Below are 20,658 nucleotides of genomic sequence, written 5' to 3' on the forward strand. Positions count from 1 at the left end.
GCAGCCAATTTGAGTGTACTGCATCGCCTGCAAAAAAGTTGGGTTTTTAGCAGAAAAGCTTGACGCGTGCAACCTATTTCTAATGACGTAGCCTGCTGCGCAGCAGGTAAAGCCCATACAGCCCCAACCCCAGGCCAACAGCCATCAGCACATCCACAAACTCCTCTGCCCGGGCACTGGCCAGCAAGGCTATAGATGCCACCACGCCACTAATGGCAAAAGCCCCTCCCCAGGGAAGCCGAAAGTAAGTGCGGTTGCCAACCCCCTTCTTCCGAAGGGGTAGCATGGCCCCGCATACCAGCAGAAAAATAAGCACTTTGCTGATCACACTGATGGATACGGCATAGATGAACGAACCCGTAAGCGAGGCCAGCAGCGAAACCCCTGAGAATACCAGCAGCGAATAGGTAGGCGTACGGTTTTTAGGGTGGAGGTGGGTAAACAGCTGCGGAAACTGCCCCTCCAGGCTTAAGGCATAGGGTAGACGAGACCCAATGAGCATCACCGCATTGAGGGTACCCCCTATGGAAACAATGGCGCCAAGTGTAATAAGGGCTGCGCCCCAGGGCCCCATAAAGCGCTGGGCTGCTTCGGTAATGGGTTTTTCTGAAGTGGCCAGCTCCGGCAGCGTACCAATGCTCACCAGCTGTATAAGTCCATAGAAAACCGCCACAAACAGAATGGCTACCAGCAGGGCAAAAGGAATGCTGCGCCGGGGCTGCTGTACCTCGCCCGTATTCACCAGCACGGCCTCAAAACCGGTAAAGGCAAAGATCAGCACCAGCACCGAGGCCGAAAAATCCGAAAGCGCAGGCCGGGCCGGGGGGACTGTCAGCAAATCAGCGTCAAGAAAAAAGAGTCCCATCCCACAAAACAGCAGCAGCGGCAGGATCTTGGAGATGGCCAGCCCATTGCTGAGCAGGGTGGCGCTGCGTACGCCCCGGTGATTTACCCAGCTAAGCAAGCCCGTAATGCCAATAATGGCCCCACAGCGATAGGTCTGCTGCTCAAAAAGGGGCATAAAATAGGCCAGATAGGTAACCAGCAGGTGAATAAGGGCCGCATAGGTAGATACCCGGGTAATGAGAATCAGCCAGCCAACCACAAAAGCCGGCAAGCGGCCAAAAGCAGCCAGCACATAGCGATACGGACCCCCTGTCTGATCAAAACGACTAGCCACTTCGGCAAACATCAGCACAATCAGCAGCACAATAAGGGCACAGACCAGCAGGGCGGCCAGGCTGTAGATGCCCGACTGGGCAAAGATCTTGGAGGGCAGACCAAAAATCCCCGCCCCAATCAGGCTGTTGATCAGCAGCAGCACCAGATCCCATCTGGAGATTTCCCGCTTAAGCAAAGTGGAAAGGGGGTGTTTTTATCATCAGGAACAGACGTAATACAGACGTTCAAGGCCTACTATCCTTCATACAGCCACTTAAATGCCTCCTCAAACTCCCGCTGCCAGTACCACTCGCTGTGGGCGCCATCGGGATGGGCCTTGTACCAGAGACGGTCTTGGGGAACCCCCCAGCGCTGCAGCAGCTGGTGCATTTGCTGCATTTGCGGAACCATGCTTTCACTCTCCTGCTCGCTGGCCAGAAACAGGAAACGCTGCCCGGCAGCAGGATCAAGCCTCTTTTCTACCAGGTCAAATATCTCAGGATTAAACCAGAAAGCCGGCGAAAACAGGCCAATGCGGCCAAATACCTGCGGATACTGCACCGCCCCATACAGGCTGATCAGGGCGCCCAGGGAGCTGCCCATCAGGCCGGTATGCTCCTGTTCGGGCAGGGTACGGTAGTGTGTATCAATGTAGGGCTTAAGGGTTTCCACAATAAAGCGCAGGTAGGCCGCGCCCTCGCCGCTGGGGTAGCGGCTGTTCACAAAGGGGGTGTATTCGGGAATGCGCTGCTCACCCCCATTGTCGATACCCACTACAATCACCCCCGGGTGTTGCCCCTTTGCCTGCAGACGGTTCAGGGTTTCATCCACGCCCCACTCGCCGGCATAGGAGGTGCTGGCATCAAACAGGTTTTGCCCATCGTGCATGTAGAGCACCGGGAAGCGAATGTCCGAACCATCATAATCAGGCGGCAGGTACAGCCAGATGCGGCGGTAGCGGTTCAGCTGGGGCATAAAGAAGCTGTCCTGCAGGATCTGCACATTGACGGCAGCACTTGGCTGCGGGGGGCTGGCCGGTTCGGCCAGTTGGTCTTTCCAGCCTGCCACGGCAAGCCGTAGGGTTTGGGGCTTGCTCAGGTCCAGACGGCGGTTGGGAATGTCCTGGCCGGCAGCATCGGTTTCTACCGTTTGCCAGCTGCCGCGGGTGATCTTAAACTCGGCTGTTTCCGCTGCCAGGGGGAGTGTAAGAAAATAGCCGTGGGGTCGCTTTTTGAGAAGATAGGCCGAATCTGCCGGCTGCCAGCCATTAAAAGAGCCGGCTACAAAAAGCGGCTCCCCGAAAGGAGTAGTGACCGGAACTTCACCAACATGCAGCTGCACCTGCTGCTTTGTGGGGCTGCAGGCCAGCAAGAGGGGCAGCAGGCAGCCAGAGACCAGGCGCAAAAAAACAGACAGGGCAGGGATGCGTTGCATAAAGTAAAAAAGACAGGCTGTAAAATAGAAAAGCCTCTGCAGCCCTCCAAGCCCTGCATCTATGAAAACACAGGAAATAGCCCTTACCACGCCTTCCGGCTCCTCCCTTACCGCCTGGCTGGATCAGCCTGCCGGTGGGCGGCCCGCTGCCTGCGCCCTGCTGGTACATTGTTTTGCCCCCGGCACTGCAGCCGAGCAGCACCTTAGCCTGGCTCTTACCCAGCAGCGCTTTGAAGTACTGCGGATCAGCTGCCTGAGCAGCGCCCCCCTGCTGAGCCAGGAGCTGCTGCAGACCGCCCATGCGTATCTGCTTGCCGAGCAGAAAGCGCCGGCCCTGGCCATTGGCCATTCGCTGGGCGGAGCCGCCCTGCTGACTGCCGCCCCCGACTGGCCCGCCCTGCAGGCCCTTGCCCTGCTTTCTGCCCCTGCCGACGACCGGGCCCTGGGCTCCCTGCTGGATGAAGATGAGCATGATGAGGAGCATGCTTTTGTGGTCTATCGGCAGGGGGCCGAGCTCTCGCTTGATCTGGACCTGCTGGACCAGTGGCACGAAGACCAGGTGCGGCAGCGCCTGCAGGGGCTTAAAAAAGCCCTGCTGATCCTGCACAGCCCCCAGGACCGGGAAATATCCGTAGACAGTGCGGCAGCACTCTTCATGGCTTCCCGCCACCCCAAAAGTTTTGTAAGCCTGGATGGGGCCGACCATTTTCTGAGCAGTGCCGAAGATTCGCGCTATGCCGGCAGCCTTATTGGTGCCTGGGCGCAGCGTTATGTGCAGTTGCAGCCCGATGCGCTGCGCACCCATATGGAAGTGGTAACCCGTACCCCTGCCGGGGGCTTTACCACTGAGATCCGGGCCGGCAAGCATAGCCTGCTGGCTGATGAACCCCTTGCCCTGGGGGGACTGGACCTGGGCCCCAACCCCTATGATTTGCTCAATGCCGCCCTGGGCGCCTGCACCAGCATGACGCTGCGCATGTACGCCGATCGCAAAGGATGGCCCCTGCAGGAAGCCATCGTGCACCTGAAGCATGACCGCATTTATGGAGAAGACTGCCAGGTATGCGAAGACAACACCAGCAAGCTGGATCAGCTAAGCCGGGAAGTAGAACTCATTGGCCCCCTGGATGCTGCCCAGCGCAGCCGCCTGATGGAAATAGCTGACCGCTGCCCGGTACACAAAACCCTGCAGAGCAAAATCTCTATCGAAACCAGAGAACTGGATACAGATTAATCTCTTCCGTTGATGTATTCCCATACGCAAGTGCCGGGTGCGGTTATAGAACACAAAAAAGCAACCTTTCTGGAAGTGCCTTGCTCACCAGGCAGTCGTCTTCTATACCGGCATTTAACTAAACCCCTGACTATGAATCACTCCACGTAAAATTTACCTGAAGGGGGCTGGCATTTTACAAACAAAAAGTATAACTTCAGCTCCACAGCTCGAGGCTCCTATTTTTTTACCCATAAATTTTTAGCCCTTTATGAAAGCCTCTCTTTCACCCTACCCCCTTTTGCTGGCTCTGCTCATGGTCTTTGGTGCTGCCTGCTCGCCCGATGAAGAACAAGAGGACCCCCTCTCCGGCCAGGCAGGGGCCAACCACTCCCAAAAATGGGCCAGTGGTGAGCTGTCCATCATGCGGGAAAACCTTTATCCCGAAGGCCTGGAGTATGACAGGCACATGAAACGCTTTTTGCTAAGCTCCATTACGCAGGGCTCTATTGGCTTTGTGGAAGAGTATGGCTCATATATGGAATGGATCAATGATCCTGATATCCCCTCTACCATAGGCCTGCACATTGATTTGCCCCGCAAGCGCCTGTTGGTGGCCGTGTCCGATCTTGGCCTGAGCAAAAAAAGTAGCGAAACAACTGCTTATATGCTGGCCGGCCTGGCCGCCTATGATCTGCGCAGCGGTGAGCGCCTGTTCTTTATCCGCATGGACGAGCTCTTGCCCGGCCTTCCCCACTTTGCCAATGATGTAACAGTAGACCAGCGGGGCAATGCGTATGTTACCGACAGCTTCACAGGGGTAATTTATAAAGTGGATGTAGAAGGCGAAGCATCCATTTTCTATCAGGATGCAGCCCTGAACCCCGCGCCGGACAATTTCGGGCTCAATGGCATCGAGTACGACCCCAGGGGCTATCTGCTGGTTTCCAAGCTGGATGAGAACAAACTTCTGCGCTTTCCGCTGAACAACCCATCTGCCTATACTGAAATAGAGGTGCCCGTAGCACTCAACAGCCCCGATGGCCTTACCCTTACATCAAATAAAGAACTGGTGGTTGTAAACAACGCCTTTGGCGGGGAGCAGGGGTCTGTCCTTAGGCTACGCAGCCGCGATGGGTGGAAGACTACAGAGGTGGTTGGCCAATTTGCTACAGGCCCGGTCTTTCCCACCACAGCTGCCCTGCGCCCCGGAGGTGATGTATTTGTAGTCTATGCCTACCTGCATGTGCTGCTGAGCGGCGGCTCACAAAGCCGCTTTCAGATAGCAGAAGCTAATTGACCGATTAATCCCTTAACCAGGAAGAAGGAGGGGCCCTGTGGCCTCTCTTTTTTTGCCTAAGGCTGGGTCCTAACTACCCCCTGCATCACTTAGCCCCTTAAAAAAAGGGAGCTTTTAGCAAACAAAACAACAAATTTATTGCTCTGATATATAGGATGTTAGCCGAATTGCTACGGATTAAACTCCTGAAAAACACACGGCAACCTGCCTGCTATGTACACCGCTACCCCAGATCAACTGCTGCAGCCCCTGCTGGCTACCCTGGCGGAAGTCAGTGAGCCGGTATGCCTGCTTAGCACCAGGGGAGAGCTCCAATTTATCAATAGCGCCTTTCAGAGAATTTCGGGCTATCAGCAGCTGGAAGACGTGCAAAAGGCCGGCGGGCTCAGCAGCCTGCTGGTAGATGAAGAACAGAAGCGCCCCCTGCCCTCTGCGCCCCCCGGCAGCACGGCAACGGCAGCTGACCTTCTTCCAAAGCGCGTGTACCTGCAGACCAGCTCGGGCAAGCGCATCCCCCTTTACCTGAAGCAAAAAGTACTCCCTGGCGGTGAGTCCGGCTCTGTAGGAACGCTTTACCTCTTTGAGCAGCACCCCCGCGCCAAGACAACCACCGATTACCACCGGCTACTGGCTTCTTTTGTAGAGCATGCCAACGATGCCATTATGATCACCGAAGCCGAGCCGCTGGAAGAACCCGGCCCCCGCATTGTGCTGGTAAACCAGGCCTTTATGCGCATGACCGGCTATACACGCAAGGAGAGCCTGGGCCGGAGCCCCCGTTTTCTGCAGGGTCCCAATACCCAGCGCCAGGAGCTGGACCGGATCAAGGCTGCCCTGCAGGCACAGCGTGCCACTACGGCCGAGATCATCAATTACCGCAAAGATGGCTCCGAGTTTTGGGTAGAGCTTACGGTGGTGCCCATTCGCCTATACGGCACCGAGCTTACGCATTTTGTATCCATACAGCGGGAAACCACCCACAAAAAAGAACTTGAAAAAGCCCTGCAGGATAGCCGCAGGCAGCTGGAAGAAGCCCTGTATGAGAATAAACAGATCCTGAATCGATCGCTGGATATGATCTGTTCACTGCACCCCGACGGGCGCTTCAAACAGATGAACAAAGCCTGCCAGCGGATGCTGGGCTATACTCCTCAAGAAATGATTGGACGCCATTTCATAGACTTTGTGCATCCTGCCGATAAGCTCAAAACCCTGGAAGTAGCCGCAGAAATCATTGCCGGCAATGTGCAGCAAAACTTTGAAAACCGGCTGCTGCACAAGGGGGGCCGGGTGGTAACCGTCTTGTGGAATGCCTGCCTCTCAGAAGATAATCAGCTCATGTACAGCACCGCCCGGGATATAAGTGCACTCAAGGATGCGCAGGAGCAACTGCAGGGCTATACTGCCCAGCTGGAAAAGATCAACAGCGAGCTGGACCAGTTTGTCTACAAAACCTCCCATGATCTGCGTGCCCCGCTGGTATCGGTGCTGGGCCTCATCAACCTCACCCAACAGGAGCCCGATGAGCAGCAGCGCAGCGAGTACCTGAGCCTGATGGTGCGAAGCATCAAAAAGCTCGATAGTTTCATTCAGGACATCATCCGCTTCTCCAAAAACGCCCGCACAGAGGTAAGCCCTGAGCCCATCAATTTTCAGCTGCTTATTCAGGAAATTCTGCAGGAACTGATGTACATGGAGGAAGCCAAGACCATAGCCGTACAGCTGAGCGTAGACCCAATTGCCCCCTTTTATTCAGACAAACGCCGCATAGAGGTGATCTTTCACAACATTATTTCCAATGCCATTCGCTACCGAAATCCGGCCGCTGAGGCTCCCTATATCCACATCCAGGTGCGGGAGAGCGGGCAGCAGCAGGTGCGCATTGACATCAGCGACAATGGCCTGGGCATAGCCCCCGAGCATCAGGAAAAGATCTTTGAGATGTTTTACCGGGCTACCGAAAACAGTACCGGCTCTGGCCTGGGCCTGTATATTGTGAAAGAAAGCCTGGCCAAGCTAAACGGTGAGATTTCCGTAGCCTCTGAGCCGGGAGCGGGTACCCGCTTTAGCATTTACCTGCCCAACCTGCAGCAGCCTCAGGGGGTAGAGGCACATGTATGATCCACCCTTTACCAGCCGGGGCTGTCGCCTCCGCTTCCCATAAACACCCAAAGCAGCACACCCAGCACTACCAGCACCAGCAGTATGCCTATGCAGCCGCAGCCCAGGCCTCGCTTAATTCTGCCACCGCTGCCCCTACCTCCTGCGCCGCCAGCCAATCTTCTTAACAGATAAAGTTTAAAAAGTCCTCTGAGCATAAAAATTGATTTTGTACTACATAGCTCTGTGGGTAGGATACGGCAAACATGCGTGTTGGTTAAGGGATGTATCGGACCTACTTGTACATAAATACCCGCTGAACATCAGAAGGCGCCACCTCCTTTGGCACACAGGCCAGGGGCTTACTGTTCGTTGAGCTGCCAGTTGTAGTACAGATAGCGTATGGGGGCATCCTTGCTCACCGGTACTCCGCTGTACTCCCGGATGGCCTCCTGCAGGCTGCGCCCTTTGGTAAAATCACCCCCATACCAATCGAACAGTTTGGAGAGCTGCAGGCGATCGCTGCGAACAATGTTCTTGTCCGGATCCAGCAAAAAGCTGCGGGCCTGCTCGGCCAGCTGCCCCTCCAGCCGATCGGCCACATAGGCCTCTCTGCGCAGCTTAGGGCAGGAGCGGGCGGCGCATACCAGCGCAAAATGAATGCGGGGCTCCTCAAAGCCGGGCCTGATAATGTTGTGTTCTATGTTGTTCAGGTCCAGCTCCCTACCGCCTATGCGAATGAACTTAATGTCCCAGGGGGTATTCACAAAGGGAATTTGCGGACCGGCCTTTATGTCTTTGATGCTCTCAAGGGGGTAGTGGCGCAGGATAAGCTCAATGGTAAAGGCATTGTAGGCATTGAGCCAGTAGGCTAGTTGCTCCTCCCGGCTCCATCGCTCAGGGTCAGGCGCGCTGGCTTCCAGCTGCTGCAGGTAGGCCCGCAGCGCCTTCCGATCGCTGGCAAAGCCTTTGTAATCAACCATGCCCCGTTCATCTACCCATTTTTTCAGCAGCCCATCCCAGGCGGCATGGCTGGGCGCCGCACTGCCCGCCTGGGCTACCCGCAGTTGCGCGCAGGCCGGCATGCTACAGCCCTGCAGCAGAAACAGGAGCAGGTAAACCAGCCAGGAGGCCCTGTGAGGACCGGCATACAAAAAACGGTATTGGGGCAGCATTGGCATGTAGGGGGTATAAAAACGTAATAAAAACAGAAATGCTGTATACTCTTCAGCAGCAGGCGGGACAGGCAAAAAATCAAAAGCCCCTATTCCTGCGGTACCAGTAGCAGGTTGGTGGGCAGATCGGCCAGCAGATACTCCAGATCATGCGAGAACATCCGGTCAAAGATATTCAGGTTTCGGTGGGGCGTTTCGGTCACCAGCAGATCGGCTTCGGCCTGGCGGGAAAACTTTGAGAGCTCGTAGCCCGATTTGCCTGCCGCTACTTTTATATTGATGCGCAGGCCCCGGCATTCGTCGCACTGATCTACCATGCGTTGCACCCGATCGATCTGGTCCTGCAGCAGCGAGCGTCGGGTATCGGAATATTCATGTTCGGGTGCCTCGCCGGCCAGGGCCATGGTAAGGCCCCACATCTTCACATCTTTTACAATGTGTACCTGCCGGGCTGCTTCCAGGCGGGCTATGCCGCAGCCGGCCTTTATGGTGGCCGGAGCCCCCTCTTTGGTGCCGGCATGGATCACAATGCGCTTAAAGGGCCGGGGCGTGCGCTGCGGTTCTATGAGCATCAGTACCGGAAAAGTTGCCTGCCGCAGAATTTTTCGGGCCACCGATCCTATGTAGTAACGGATCAGGTTTTCTTTCTTAAGGGCGCCGGCCAGCAGCAGATCTACCCCCTGCCCACGGCTGAGGGCCAGTATCTGCTGTGCAGCATCGCCCTCCTCCCAAAAAACCGATACCCCTTGCGGCTCAACGGCCAGCTCGCTCAGCTGTCGCTGCAGCTCCGCTTCTTTATCAGGGGTGCGCTCTCCCACGTGCACCAGTAGTAGCTGGGCCCCAAAAAGCTGTTGTAACCGGCGGCCTTCGGCAAGCAGCGCCTGCTGGCGGGGAGAAAATGCAATGGCAATGGCAATTTTACGGAACATGGTACTCAGTAGCCTGGGCTACCTGCTTAAAATAATGCTTTTTTTCTGACAATACGCAGCGGCAGACGGGAAAAGACACAAGAAAGAACCGCTCCACCTTCTTAAACGTCAGCTGCAACAAAAACGCCTGACTTCTCCTACAAATTATGCCCTACAGGCTACTCTGTGCAAGAACTTTTACTATCTTAACCAATTAAGACAGGAGCGATGCGTGCCTGGCATGGCACTCTCTGCAGCTGAACTCTATTTTTCCTCTGCTGGGGCAACAGGGCATTGCCTCAGCAGCCGTGCTATGCCCGCATAACCCCCTGCCTATGGAACAGACCCGTAGTAGCGCCACGTATTCCCTGCCGAGCTGCCACCTGCAGGGGTGGCGCCTGTGCGCCAGCCACCGCCGGGGCCATTTCCTTACGTATGCCTAGCCCAAGCCCCCTGCCTGCAGATGGAGAGTTTATCACATAGCGAAATTGTTAAGCTACTGCTGCAGTTAAGTATTATTCTTATTTCGGGCCGGCTCATGGCCGAGCTGGCCCGCAAGCTAAAACAGCCGGCGGTAGTGGGCGAAATTCTGGCCGGTATACTGCTGGGGCCTACCGTATTTGGCATGCTGGCCCCGCTGCAGTTTGAGACGCTCTTTCCGCCCATAGGCGCCTCTGCCCTGGTGTTTGATGGGTTTGTACACATTGCCGTTATCCTGCTGCTGTTTATTGCCGGCCTGGAGGTAGAGCTTAACCTGGTGTGGCAGCAGGGACGCCAGGCGGTGTATACCAGCATGCTGGGGCTCATTATCCCCTTTATTCTGGGTTTTATTTTCCCCTTCTATTTCCCGGCCTTCTTTGGGCGGGAGCCCGAGGCCGACCCCCTCATTTTTGCCCTTTTTGTAGGCACCGCCATGTCCATTACAGCCCTGCCGGTTATTGCCCGCATCTTAATGGACATGAACCTGTTCCGTACCCGCACGGGCATGCTCATTGTGGCCTCGGCCATGATCAACGATCTGCTGGGCTGGCTCATCTTTTCAGTGATCATCAGCATGATTGGCACCGGCGGAGGGGAGGGTATGAGCCTGGGCACTACTATAGCGCTCACCCTGGGCTTTACCATCCTGATGCTTACGGCCGGCAAGGGGGTGATAAACCGGGTGCTGCCCTGGATCAACCGCCGCTTTTCCTGGCCGGGCGGCCTGCTGTCGCTCTCGCTGGGCTTTTGCTTTCTGGCGGCGGCCTTTACTGAGTTCATTGGCATTCATGCCATTTTTGGGGCCTTTATACTGGGCGTGGCCCTGGGCGATTCGGAGCATATGCCCGAACGGGCCAAGGAAATTGTGCACCACTTTGTCAATAATGTGTTTGCCCCCATCTTTTTTGTGTCTATCGGCCTCAAGGTAAACTTTGTAGCCAATTTTGACCTGATGCTGGTGCTGGTGGTACTGGTGCTGGCCTTTGTGGGCAAGATTGTGGGCAGCGGCCTGGGTACCTACCTGGGCGGCTACAGCAGGCGCGAGTCGCTGGCCATAGGCTTTGGCATGAATGCCCGCGGGGCCATGGAAATCATTCTGGGCCTGATAGCACTGGAGAACAAGATTATTGACGAGCGCTTTTTTGTAGCCCTGGTGATCATGGCCCTGATCACCAGCATCACCAGTGGCCCGCTGATGCGGCTCTTTCTTAACCCCCCTGTAAAGATCATTCCACCCGATAAAGACCCTACCCTGCCCACCAGGGGCTATATGTAGGCTTTAGTCCCAGATGTAGAATTCCAGCAGCCGGCCATTGGCATCAAAGTTCTTAAGAGCAGGGGTTTTCTTCTTTTTCACCTTTATACCCCTGCCCGTTTTAAAGGTATTGCCTGCAGGAGTATCATAAATGCGGATGGGGGCGGGTGCTTTATCCCCCTTTTTCAGTTCATAGCGGTCTTCATCGGCACCGCCATGCACCAGCAGGCGAATGGGAGAGCGCCCGGATCCCTCAAACACAAAGGAGTCGCTGCCCGCCAGACCCAGCAAATTTATTTCCCGGGTCTCGGATGCCAGAAACAGGCGGCTGAACAGCAGCTCTTTTTCCTTTCCCTTGCTGCTGGTCTGCCACATTTCTATTTCCAGATCTACTCCCCGGGCCCGCACCACAAATTTTTCGTGCTTATCGGTCCCGTAAATGACCGGCTTGCGGGCCAGAGCCTCGTAGTAGTTCATTACCTCTGCAGGAAGGGCATCGCGGCGGGCTTTCAGGCTGTGCTCGATCCAGGCTCCGTTCAGTGCATACACTTCGGGGGGCAGCTGGCGCACCCCCTGCTCTATGGCGGCATCCCCTGGTATGGTAAACACCCAGCGCCTCGGCCATGGGGGGGCAGGGTAAGCGCAGCATACGGGTGGGCCGATGAGTTCTGGTCCTTAACCATAGCCCCCAGGCCTATGGGCCGCAGGGCCCGGGGCAGGTTGGCCGCCGGATCTTTATCAATAGAGCGAAGCACGTATTCATTTCCCGCCTCATCGGCCACACGCAGGTTATGAGTCTGGCGGCCACCGCCCTTTTTCAGGATGGTATAGCCACCTGCCTGCAGGTTAAAGACCGGCAGCTCTACCGGCGTGGCCCACTCGTCCCGATACTTATCGCCCCACAGAAAACGATGGGCCCGGCTGCGGGCATAATGCGTGCCGGCAGCCAGGGTAACGGTCTGGCCCGTTTCGCCATCCTGCACTTCGGGACCCTGGCGGGGGTTCTCTACCTGCCGGGTAGCCCCCACCCAGGAAGGTTGGCCGCTGCCCAGCACAAGTGAGCCGATCAGGCAGAGCGTTGGCAAAAAAATGTACTTCATTAAAAAATGGGATCTGGTCCTGATGCTAAAGTACTACGGAGATTAAATATGAACAGTTGCCCTATACCACGGCAGCAGGTGGTACCCTTTAGATCCGCTGTGTGGAGCCAGAGCAGCTCTTGCGTTGGCTGTGTTGCCGGAGTAGGTATCTGACGGCAGGGATACTGTATTGCTGCACACTTCACTCTTTCCCTATTTCCTTTACAGCAAAATAGGGCACAGCTACTCGCCAACACCTAAAAAGTATTACCTTTGCCCCTATGGCAACCGACGACAAAGACCTCTTTAAGAAGATTGTATCGCATGCAAAGGAGTATGGGTTTGTATACCCCTCTAGCGAAATATACGATGGCCTGCAGGCCGTATACGACTATGGCCCCTATGGCGCCGAGCTCAAAAAGAACCTGAAGGACATCTGGTGGCAGAGCATGACCCGCCTCCATGCCAATGTGGTGGGCCTGGATGCGGCCATTTTCATGCACCCCCTTACCTGGAAGGCCTCCGGCCACGTGGATAGCTTTAACGATCCCATGATCGATAATAAAGACTCCAAAAAACGCTACCGGGCCGATACCCTCATAGAAGACTGGGCCGCCCGTCTGGAAGCCGAAGGCAAGCCCGAGAAAGCCCAGGCCCTGGTAACGGAAATGAACCAGCTGCTGGAAGCCGAAAACCTCACTGAGCTGCGGGAGCTGATCGTGCGCGAGGGCATTAGCTGCCCTCTGAGCGGCACCACCAACTGGACCGAGGTGCGCCAGTTTAACCTCATGTTCTCAACCGAGGTAGGTTCTGTGGCCGAAGATGCATCCAAGATCTACCTGCGGCCCGAAACCGCCCAGGGCATTTTTGTGAACTTCCTGAACGTGCAGAAAACGGCCCGCATGAAAGTGCCTTTTGGTATTGCCCAGATCGGCAAGGCATTCCGTAACGAGATTGTAGCCCGGCAGTTCATCTTCCGCATGCGGGAGTTTGAACAGATGGAAATGCAGTTCTTTGTGCGCCCCGGCACCGAAATGGACTGGTACGAGCAGTGGCGCGAAACCCGCCTGCGCTGGCACAAGGCGCTGGGCATTCCGGCCGAGAGCCTGCGCATTCACCCCCACGAAAAGCTGGCCCACTATGCCAATGCGGCCCTGGATATTGAATTCAAATTTCCCTTTGGCTTTAAGGAAGTAGAAGGTATCCACAGCCGCACCGATTTTGACCTGCGCAGCCACCAGGAGCTGAGCCGCAAAAAGCAGCAGTACTTCGATCCGGAACTGGACGAGAACGGAAAGCCTTATGGCAACTACATCCCCTATGTGGTGGAAACTTCCATTGGCGCCGACCGCCTGTTTCTGATGCTGCTCTGCAGTGCCTATCGGGAAGAAACCACCGGCGAGGGCGAGGAGCAGAAGAGCCGCACCTACCTGAAGCTGCACCCGGCCCTGGCCCCGGTAAAAGCCGCTATTTTCCCACTGGTGAAAAAAGATGGCCTGGCCGAAAAAGCCATGGCTATCTACAACGAGCTGCGCCACGATTTTAACCTGATCTATGAAGAGCAGCAGTCCATTGGCAAGCGCTACGCCCGCCAGGACCAGATTGGTACCCCCTTCTGCATTGCCGTAGATTATGATACTATGGAAAACGATACCGTAACCATCCGCTACCGCGATACCATGGAGCAAAAGCGGGTGCCCATTTCGGCCCTGCGGGAAGAGATTGGCCGGGAAGTATCGGCGGCAAATATCTTCAAGAATCTGTAAGGGCGGCAGGCTGCCGAAATCATTCCAAACATGAATCATCCCATTTAATTTTGATCAGGATGATTACTAAAAAGGCCTCAGGATTTATTCTGAGGCCTTTTTAGTAAGGTTGGCAGTCATTTCGAGGCTACGCGCCCCGCCAGCGGGAGAAATCTTGGAAAGCCTCCAGTCAAGAGCTGTCTTTTCCAGGATCTCTCCTGATGGCGGGGCGCGTAGCCTCGAGAGGATGGCGCTTGTTTACGCTTTCAGGCTACTAAAACAGCCATTTGAAACCGTTTTGCTTATTTTTAGAAATTCGGGATGATTCATGTTTTTGTTTACTCCCCGCTGCTGCCTTTCCGGCTGATTTTCTTACACCTGCTTGCTTCGCCCCCGGGGCTGTTGCATCTTCGCTCTTTGAGTGACTACCTATCATACAGGCTAGGCCCTCTGCCTGCTGCGAGAGGTGCTACACTACAGCCGCCAGCCCATTGCCGGAGAGCAGACCGGCCCTTCCGGACGCCGGCTGTAAATAGACAGGCAAAAAAAGCACCTCCGGCAGGCAATTCCCGTACGTTATAGAAAAAAACAGGCCTTGACTACAGCCCCCTCTCCACCGCTTCTGGATACAGTCCTGCAGCTTTTCTCTGCAGGCCCCACCGGTGTGGGTATTCTGCTGTTGCTGGCGGTAGGGGGTATCTCCTTTATGGCCTGGGTGCTTTCCCGCCAGGATGCCCCGGCCGTACTGCCCCTGAAACCGGCTTACCGCCGGCTGCTGCAGCAGCACTCGCTCTACTACCAGCAGCTGAGCCCCTACAACCAGAAACGCTTTGAAAAGCGGGTGCAGCAGTTCATCAACCTCAAGCGCTTTGTGCCGCGCAACATGCCGCAGGTAACCGCCGAAATGAAAGTACTCATTGCCGCCTCGGCCGTGCAGCTTACCTTTGGCCTGCCCAATGTATACCTGCGCCATTTCAAAACCATTCTGGTTTATCCTGATAATTACTATTCTACCATCAGCAAGCGCTACCACAAGGGAGAGGTCAATCCCTGGTACGGCATTATTGTGCTTTCCTGGAAGGCCTTTGTGGAGGGCCTGGCCGATCCCGGCGATTCGCTCAACCTGGGCCTGCACGAAATGGCCCACGCCCTGCGGCTGGAAAATGTAGTGCGCAATGACGAGCACAGCTTCCTGAAACCCCACATTCTGAAACAGTGGACCGATGAGAGCCAGCTGGAGCGGCAGAAGATTGGGGAAGGCCAGAGCCACTTCTTTCGCCAGTACGCTGCCCTGGACGATGAGGAGTTCTTTGCCATTGCCGTAGAGAACTTCTTTGAGCGCCCCCAGCAGTTCTGGCAGGAGCTGCCCCACCTCTACCGCACCCTCAGCCTGTTGCTCAACCAGGACCCCCTGTTGGTTGTAAAGGAGTGATGGGTTGAGTGTGGTAGCTGCAAATTACGTATCTTGCCAGTTGCTAGTCTGTGGCTGATGGCTGCCTGCTTGCTGCCAGCCCCCTGTCTCACTACTTACTACTCAGTACCCATACCCTACATGACCTGGATACAGCTGCTCTCTGCTCAGCGCGCCGATGGCAAACCGGCCGACCCCACAGCCACCCGCTCGGCTTTTGAGCAGGATTTTGACCGCATCATCTTCTCCCACCCCTTTCGCCGCCTGCAGGATAAAACACAGGTCTTTCCCTTGCCCAAGGAAGATTTTGTGCACACCCGCCTTACCCACAGCCTGGAGGTAAGCTCGGTGGGCCGCTCGCTGGGCAAGCGCGTGGGCGAGGTGCTGGTGCAGCGCCATCCCGAGTTGGAGCAGGCCGGCATCAGCCAGTTTGATTTTGGGGCCGTGGTGGCCGCCGCTGCCCTTACGCACGATATCGGCAACCCTCCCTTTGGCCACTGTGGCGAGGCAGCCATCTCCGAATTCTTCAAATCTCCGGAAATAGAAGCCCTGCTGCGGGAACACTGCAGCCCGGCCCAGTGGCAGGACCTTATCTCTTTTGAGGGCAATGCCCAGGGCTTTCGCATCCTCAACAAAGCGGCCAATACAGGCCTGCGCCTTACCTACGCCACCCTGGCGGCCTTTAGCAAATACCCCTGCCAGTCGCTGCTGGAGCAGCGCGACAAAAGCAAGGTGAGTCAGAAAAAATACGGATTCTTTCAGAGCGAGCGGGAAACCTTTGCTGCCCTGGCCGAGGCTACCGGCCTGCCCCGCCTGCCGGGCGAAGAAGCGGCCTGGCAGCGCCATCCCCTGGCCTTTCTGGTAGAGGCCGCCGATGATATCTGCTACCACCTCATTGACCTGGAAGATGGCTGCCGCATGGGGCTGATCTCCTTTGAGGAAACCCGCGACTTTATGGCCCAGATTCTGCAGGAGCGCTACAAGCCCGAAAAGCTGCAGCAGATCCGCGGCCGCGATGAGCAGCTGGGCGTGCTGCGCTCGCTGGCCATTGGCACCCTCATTGATCAGGCCACAGCCGTATTTCTGGAGAATGAGCAGGCCATGCTGCAGGGGCGCTTTGAAGAGGCCCTCTGCGATCTGGTGCCCAGCCGGCAGGTGCTTTCTGCTATAAAAAAGCGCTCGGTGGAAAAGATTTACCGCTCCCAACCCGTGCTGGAAACTGAAATTGCCGGCTTTGAGGTACTGGCCGGCCTGCTGGAGGCATTTGTAAAAGCCGGTTTTTATCAGCAATTTGCGCCCGAAAAGTTTTCGGCCCGGCACCGCTCTGCCCTGTTGCTATTGCCTGAGTCATACCGCTCGCAGCCAGGGGTTTCTGTGTATGAGCTGGTGATGGACTGCCTCGATTTTGTATCGGGCCTCACCGACCGCCATGCCGTAAGCCTGTACCGGAAAATAAAGGGTAGCGCCCTGCCGGTCCTCTAGTGTAGTACACCCCCCTTTCTGGCCTGCCAATAACCCGCCGGGATGGATTTATTAAAGAAGAGCCTCCAGAGAGCATGTTCGATTTTCTTGCTCAGTTCATACTCCGTTACCGACTGAATCTGCTGCTGGCCGTAGCACTGGTTACGGCCTTCTTTGCTGTACAGATCCCCAAACTGGAGCTCAGCTACGATTTTGCCCAGGTAGTGCCGCCCAATGATCCGGAGATGCTCTTTCTCTCCGAATTCAAGCAGGAGTTTGGCGAGGATGGCAATGTGCTGGTGATTGGCCTGCAGGACAGCAGCCTGTATACCCCCCAGAATTTTGCCCGCTACCGCTACATGAGCCTGGAGCTGCAAAAAATCCGCGGAGTAGAGGGGGTATTGTCGCTACCCGTCATGCCCCGCCTGGTGCGCAACGACTCGCTGCGCACCTTTGAGCCGGAGCCCATTTTTACCGGTGCCCCCGAGAGCCAGGCCGAACTGGACAGCCTGCTGCAGCTGGCCCTGGACCAGAAGATCTACAGCCGCCAGCTGATCAACCCGGCCAATGGCGCCACCCTTATGGTGCTTACGGTAGACATGAGCGTTATTGGCTCGCCCGACCGCCAGCGCCTGATGGATGATTTGCTGATGGTGACCGAGCCCTTTGAAGAGAAGACCGGCATCAAACTGCACTATGCCGGGGTACCCTTTGTACGGGCGGTCATGACGGGCAAGGTGCAGCAGGAGCTCAAGCTCTTTCTGGTGCTGTCGGTGGTGGTAACGGCCCTTATCCTCTTTGCATTTTTCCGTTCGGTAAAGGCCGTGGTGTTTCCCATGGTGGTCATTGGGGTGATGATCGTCTGGTCGCTGGGCACCCTGGTGCTGTTTGGCTTTAAGATCACCCTGCTGACGGGCCTTATTCCCCCCATTATCGTAGTCATCGGCATTCCCAACTGCATTTACCTGCTCAACAAGTACCACCAGGAGTTTGCCAAAACGGGCCATCAGCAAAAGTCGCTTTCGCACATCATTCGCCGCATAGGGTTTGTAACGCTCATTACCAATTTTACTACGGCCATTGGCTTTCTGGTGCTGCTCTCCACCGATATCCGCATCCTGAAGGAGTTTGGCATTGTGGCCGGCCTGAACATTCTGGCCACATTTGTGGTGAGCCTGATCCTGATCCCGGCCATTTTCTCTTACCTGCCTCCTCCTTCGGCCCGGCACCTGCGCCACCTGGAGAGCCGCCGCCTGGACCGCATCCTCACCCTTTTTGATGTGCTGGTGCACCGCCACCGCTACCGCATTATGCTGGTGACCATAGGGGTGGTGCTGGTATCGCTGCTGGGGGTATGGCAGGTGCAGACCATCGCCTACATGGTAGATGATATTCCTGAAGAAAGTGATCTGAAACAGGACCTGTACTTCTTTGAGCAAAACTTTGGCGGAGTAATGCCCATGGAGATTGTGGTGGATACGGGCCGGCCCCGCGGCATCATGAACCTGCGCACCCTGGGCCAGGTAGACTCCCTGCAGCAGTACCTGGCCAGCCAGCCCGAGCTTAGCCCTCCTATCTCCATCATCAACTTTCTGAAGGCCAGCCGGCAGGCGTTCTACAAAGGCAGCCCGGCCTTTTATGAGCTACCCAGCAGCCGGGAGCGCAGCTTTCTGCTGCCCTACCTGCAGAATAATTCCGATATCGGCCGCCTTTCAAGCTCCTTCATGGACTCTACCGGCCAAAAGATGCGCCTGTCGCTAAAAGTGGCCGATGTGGGCTCCCAGCACATGGATACACTGGTAAACCTGCGCATACTGCCCCAGATCCGGCAGCTGTTTCCCGATAGCCTGGGGGTAGGGGTGCAGGTAACGGGCACCACCCTGCTCTTTATCAAGGGCAACCAGTACCTGATCCAGAACCTGCGCAGCAGCCTGCTCATTGCCATTGTGATTATTGCCCTGGTAATGGCGCTGCTCTTCCGCAATGGCCGCATGATCCTCATCTCGCTGGTGCCCAACATGGTGCCGCTGATTGTAACGGCGGGCCTGATGGGCTTTTTGGGCATTCCCCTTAAACCCAGCACCGCGCTTATCTTCAGCATTGCCTTTGGCATTTCCGTAGACGACTCCATTCACTTTCTGGCCAAGTACCGGCAGGAGCTCTTCAACCAGAAGTTTTTTGTGGCCAAGGCCATTAGCCTTAGCCTGCGCGAAACCGGCTCCAGCATGATCTACACCTCCATTGTGCTCTTTTTTGGCTTTGTGATCTTTGTGTTCTCCGAATTTGGCGGCACCGTGGCCCTGGGCATGCTCACCTCCATTACCCTGCTGCTGGCCATGCTTACCAACCTGCTGCTGCTGCCCTCGCTGCTGCTGGCCTTTGATAGCGGCAAATATGAGCGGGACCAGCAGGCCCTCATTGAGCACTACGATGAGTTTTATGTAGAGAGTGAAGATGAGGAAATAGACCTCAAACAGCTGAGAAAAGAGCCGCTGGATCAGAACAAACCTTCTTCCGGCCAATAACCTCTCCCTTGCCTGCTTCGTAACAGATAGGCGCCCCTTCATCTGGGAGATACGCCTATGCACCGTTCAACTACCTGCAATCATCGTCAGAAATGCGCTGTTGCCCACCGGCTGCCGCGCCGATGTAGGGGCACCCTGTGGCTCCAAAAAAACAGCCCATCCTTTTTGTTGGCTTATTTTTTTGTACAGGGCCGCAAGCCCCTTTTTACCCCCTTTTTACTACTTGTTTCAGCCAAACATGAACTATCCTGAAATTATCGCCGCCAATGTTCCCATTTTCTTCTTTGTGTATGAGCTGCCCAGCCAACGGATCGTCTACGTCAGTGAAAAATTCTTTGAGATGGCCGAAAAGGGGCGCAACAGCGATTCAGATGCCAGCCGGTTCCATCAGTACATTCATCCCGAAGACCAGCCCAGGCTTGAGCAGTTTTTCAGGGACCTTCATGAGGAGAATAACTATATCTCCCGTGTAGAGCTCAGAACCAACGAAACCGTAGAGCAGATCGACTGGCTGGAGGTCAAAACCTATCCGGTAGAGGAAAATGGAGAAGAAGTGCGACTGCTGGTAGGCCATATTACCGACATCACCGAGCGCAAAAACCGCCTGAGGATGCTAAAGGAAAGCGCCAACAGCAAAGACAACATCATCAACATCCTTACCCACGACCTGCGGGCCCCCTTTCACCAGATCCAGATCATCACCGACCTGCTGCGCAAGGAAATGAGCCCAGAAGAGCAGCAAAAGCACAAGCGCTACCTGGATGTGCTGCTTACCATCGGCAAGCAGTCCGATGGGCTCATTCAGCGGCTCATGCACCTCTCCCGCCTGCAGGAGCGCAGCCTGCACCCCGAGATGCGGCTGCACGACATGCGGCAGCTGGTGCGCGAAACCAGCCTGCAGTTTGATGCGCTGCTGCAGCGCCATGCGCTGGAGGTGCACTTTGAGCAGCCCGATTTTGCCGTAGAAGCCGAGGTAGACCAGGTACTCCTGCGCCAGGCGCTGGGCAACCTGCTCAACAACGCCATCAAATACACACCCGAAGGGGGCAGCATCACCTTTACCACGGGCTATACCAAAGCACATGACCACATAGAGCTGCGCCTGCGCGATACCGGCATTGGCATCCCTGAAGAAAAGCTGCAGCAACTGCTGAAGAACCCCTCTGCTGCCAAGCGCACCGGCCTGAAAGGCGAAAAATCGACCGGACTGGGCCTGCTCATCTGCCAGCAGATCCTGCAGCTGCACAGGGGGCAGCTGGCCGTAGAAAGCCAGCAGGAAAAAGGCACTACCTTTATCATTACCCTGCCCATGCCCAACCCGCAGCACAACTAGCCCTACATTTGCCTGTGCGCCTGCTCATTCGCCTACCAAAACCAGGGGATTTGCCTATATTTGCATCTTCTTTAGACG

General features: G+C 55.9%; 16 protein-coding genes. 10 read left to right on the forward strand and 6 right to left on the reverse strand.

Going from position 1 to position 20,658, the window contains the following annotated elements; all coding sequences use genetic code 11:
- Positions 1-79: 79 nt before the first annotated feature.
- Positions 80-1,357, reverse strand: coding sequence for an APC family permease (locus tag ADICEAN_RS02980; RefSeq protein ID WP_009194042.1), 1,278 nt, complete (start codon positions 1,355-1,357; stop codon positions 80-82).
- Positions 1,358-1,416: 59 nt separating this feature from the next.
- Positions 1,417-2,595, reverse strand: a complete 1,179-nt coding sequence (locus ADICEAN_RS02985; protein ID WP_009194043.1) for an alpha/beta hydrolase-fold protein — start codon at positions 2,593-2,595, stop codon at positions 1,417-1,419.
- Positions 2,596-2,656: 61 nt separating this feature from the next.
- Here ADICEAN_RS02985 and ADICEAN_RS02990 point away from each other — a divergent pair, with 61 nt between their 5' ends.
- The 4 genes from ADICEAN_RS02990 (at position 2,657) to ADICEAN_RS22525 (ending at position 7,396) form a co-directional block, all read left to right on the forward strand.
- On the forward strand, positions 2,657-3,829 hold the full coding sequence (locus ADICEAN_RS02990) for a bifunctional alpha/beta hydrolase/OsmC family protein (protein WP_009194044.1): 1,173 nt from the start codon (positions 2,657-2,659) through the stop codon (positions 3,827-3,829).
- A 250-nt stretch (positions 3,830-4,079) separates the two neighbouring features.
- Positions 4,080-5,108: a gluconolactonase gene (locus ADICEAN_RS02995; RefSeq protein WP_009194045.1), complete on the forward strand. Its 1,029-nt coding sequence runs from the start codon at positions 4,080-4,082 to the stop codon at positions 5,106-5,108.
- A 213-nt stretch (positions 5,109-5,321) separates the two neighbouring features.
- Entirely contained in the window at positions 5,322-7,229 is a 1,908-nt protein-coding gene (locus ADICEAN_RS03000; RefSeq protein WP_009194046.1) for a PAS domain S-box protein, read from the forward strand.
- Complete coding sequence (locus tag ADICEAN_RS22525) at positions 7,226-7,396, forward strand: hypothetical protein (protein ID WP_161622653.1); 171 nt, start codon at positions 7,226-7,228, stop codon at positions 7,394-7,396. Before ADICEAN_RS03000 ends, ADICEAN_RS22525 begins: the two co-directional genes overlap by 4 nt.
- A 174-nt stretch (positions 7,397-7,570) precedes the next feature.
- Here the strand turns inward: ADICEAN_RS22525 and ADICEAN_RS03005 are convergent, their stop codons facing one another.
- Together ADICEAN_RS03005 and ADICEAN_RS03010 are read right to left on the reverse strand one after the other, a co-directional pair.
- Entirely contained in the window at positions 7,571-8,389 is an 819-nt protein-coding gene (locus tag ADICEAN_RS03005; protein WP_009194048.1) for a DUF547 domain-containing protein, read from the reverse strand.
- Positions 8,390-8,472: 83 nt separating this feature from the next.
- A complete protein-coding gene (locus ADICEAN_RS03010; RefSeq protein ID WP_009194049.1) occupies positions 8,473-9,312 on the reverse strand; it encodes a universal stress protein in 840 nt (279 codons plus the stop codon).
- Between the two features lie 442 nt (positions 9,313-9,754).
- Between ADICEAN_RS03010 and ADICEAN_RS03015 the strand changes: the two genes are divergently transcribed.
- Entirely contained in the window at positions 9,755-11,047 is a 1,293-nt protein-coding gene (locus ADICEAN_RS03015) for a cation:proton antiporter (RefSeq protein WP_009194050.1), read from the forward strand.
- A gap of 3 nt (positions 11,048-11,050) precedes the next feature.
- On the opposite strand, the gene ADICEAN_RS03020 is transcribed toward ADICEAN_RS03015, so the two are convergent.
- Positions 11,051-11,635, reverse strand: a complete 585-nt coding sequence (locus ADICEAN_RS03020; protein WP_009194051.1) for a hypothetical protein — start codon at positions 11,633-11,635, stop codon at positions 11,051-11,053.
- On the reverse strand, positions 11,605-12,126 hold the full coding sequence (locus ADICEAN_RS03025; RefSeq protein WP_009194052.1) for a hypothetical protein: 522 nt from the start codon (positions 12,124-12,126) through the stop codon (positions 11,605-11,607). Before ADICEAN_RS03025 ends, ADICEAN_RS03020 begins: the two co-directional genes overlap by 31 nt.
- A 260-nt stretch (positions 12,127-12,386) precedes the next feature.
- Here ADICEAN_RS03025 and ADICEAN_RS03030 point away from each other — a divergent pair, with 260 nt between their 5' ends.
- The 5 genes from ADICEAN_RS03030 (at position 12,387) to ADICEAN_RS03050 (ending at position 20,580) form a co-directional block, all read left to right on the forward strand.
- Positions 12,387-13,871 carry a glycine--tRNA ligase gene (locus tag ADICEAN_RS03030; protein WP_009194053.1) on the forward strand — a complete coding sequence of 495 codons (1,485 nt, stop codon included), beginning with the start codon at positions 12,387-12,389 and terminating at the stop codon, positions 13,869-13,871.
- Between the two features lie 574 nt (positions 13,872-14,445).
- Positions 14,446-15,282: a zinc-dependent peptidase gene (locus ADICEAN_RS03035; protein ID WP_236612854.1), complete on the forward strand. Its 837-nt coding sequence runs from the start codon at positions 14,446-14,448 to the stop codon at positions 15,280-15,282.
- Between the two features lie 120 nt (positions 15,283-15,402).
- The gene (locus ADICEAN_RS03040) at positions 15,403-16,743 is read left to right on the forward strand and encodes a deoxyguanosinetriphosphate triphosphohydrolase (protein ID WP_009194055.1); all 1,341 of its coding nucleotides are present in this window, start codon (positions 15,403-15,405) and stop codon (positions 16,741-16,743) included.
- Positions 16,744-16,817: 74 nt separating this feature from the next.
- The gene (locus ADICEAN_RS03045; RefSeq protein ID WP_009194056.1) at positions 16,818-19,247 is read left to right on the forward strand and encodes an efflux RND transporter permease subunit; all 2,430 of its coding nucleotides are present in this window, start codon (positions 16,818-16,820) and stop codon (positions 19,245-19,247) included.
- A gap of 238 nt (positions 19,248-19,485) precedes the next feature.
- Positions 19,486-20,580: a PAS domain-containing sensor histidine kinase gene (locus tag ADICEAN_RS03050; RefSeq protein WP_009194057.1), complete on the forward strand. Its 1,095-nt coding sequence runs from the start codon at positions 19,486-19,488 to the stop codon at positions 20,578-20,580.
- Positions 20,581-20,658: the final 78 nt, after the last annotated feature.

This window comes from Cesiribacter andamanensis AMV16 (assembly GCF_000348925.1).
Taxonomy (GTDB): Bacteria; Bacteroidota; Bacteroidia; order Cytophagales; family Cyclobacteriaceae; genus Cesiribacter; species Cesiribacter andamanensis.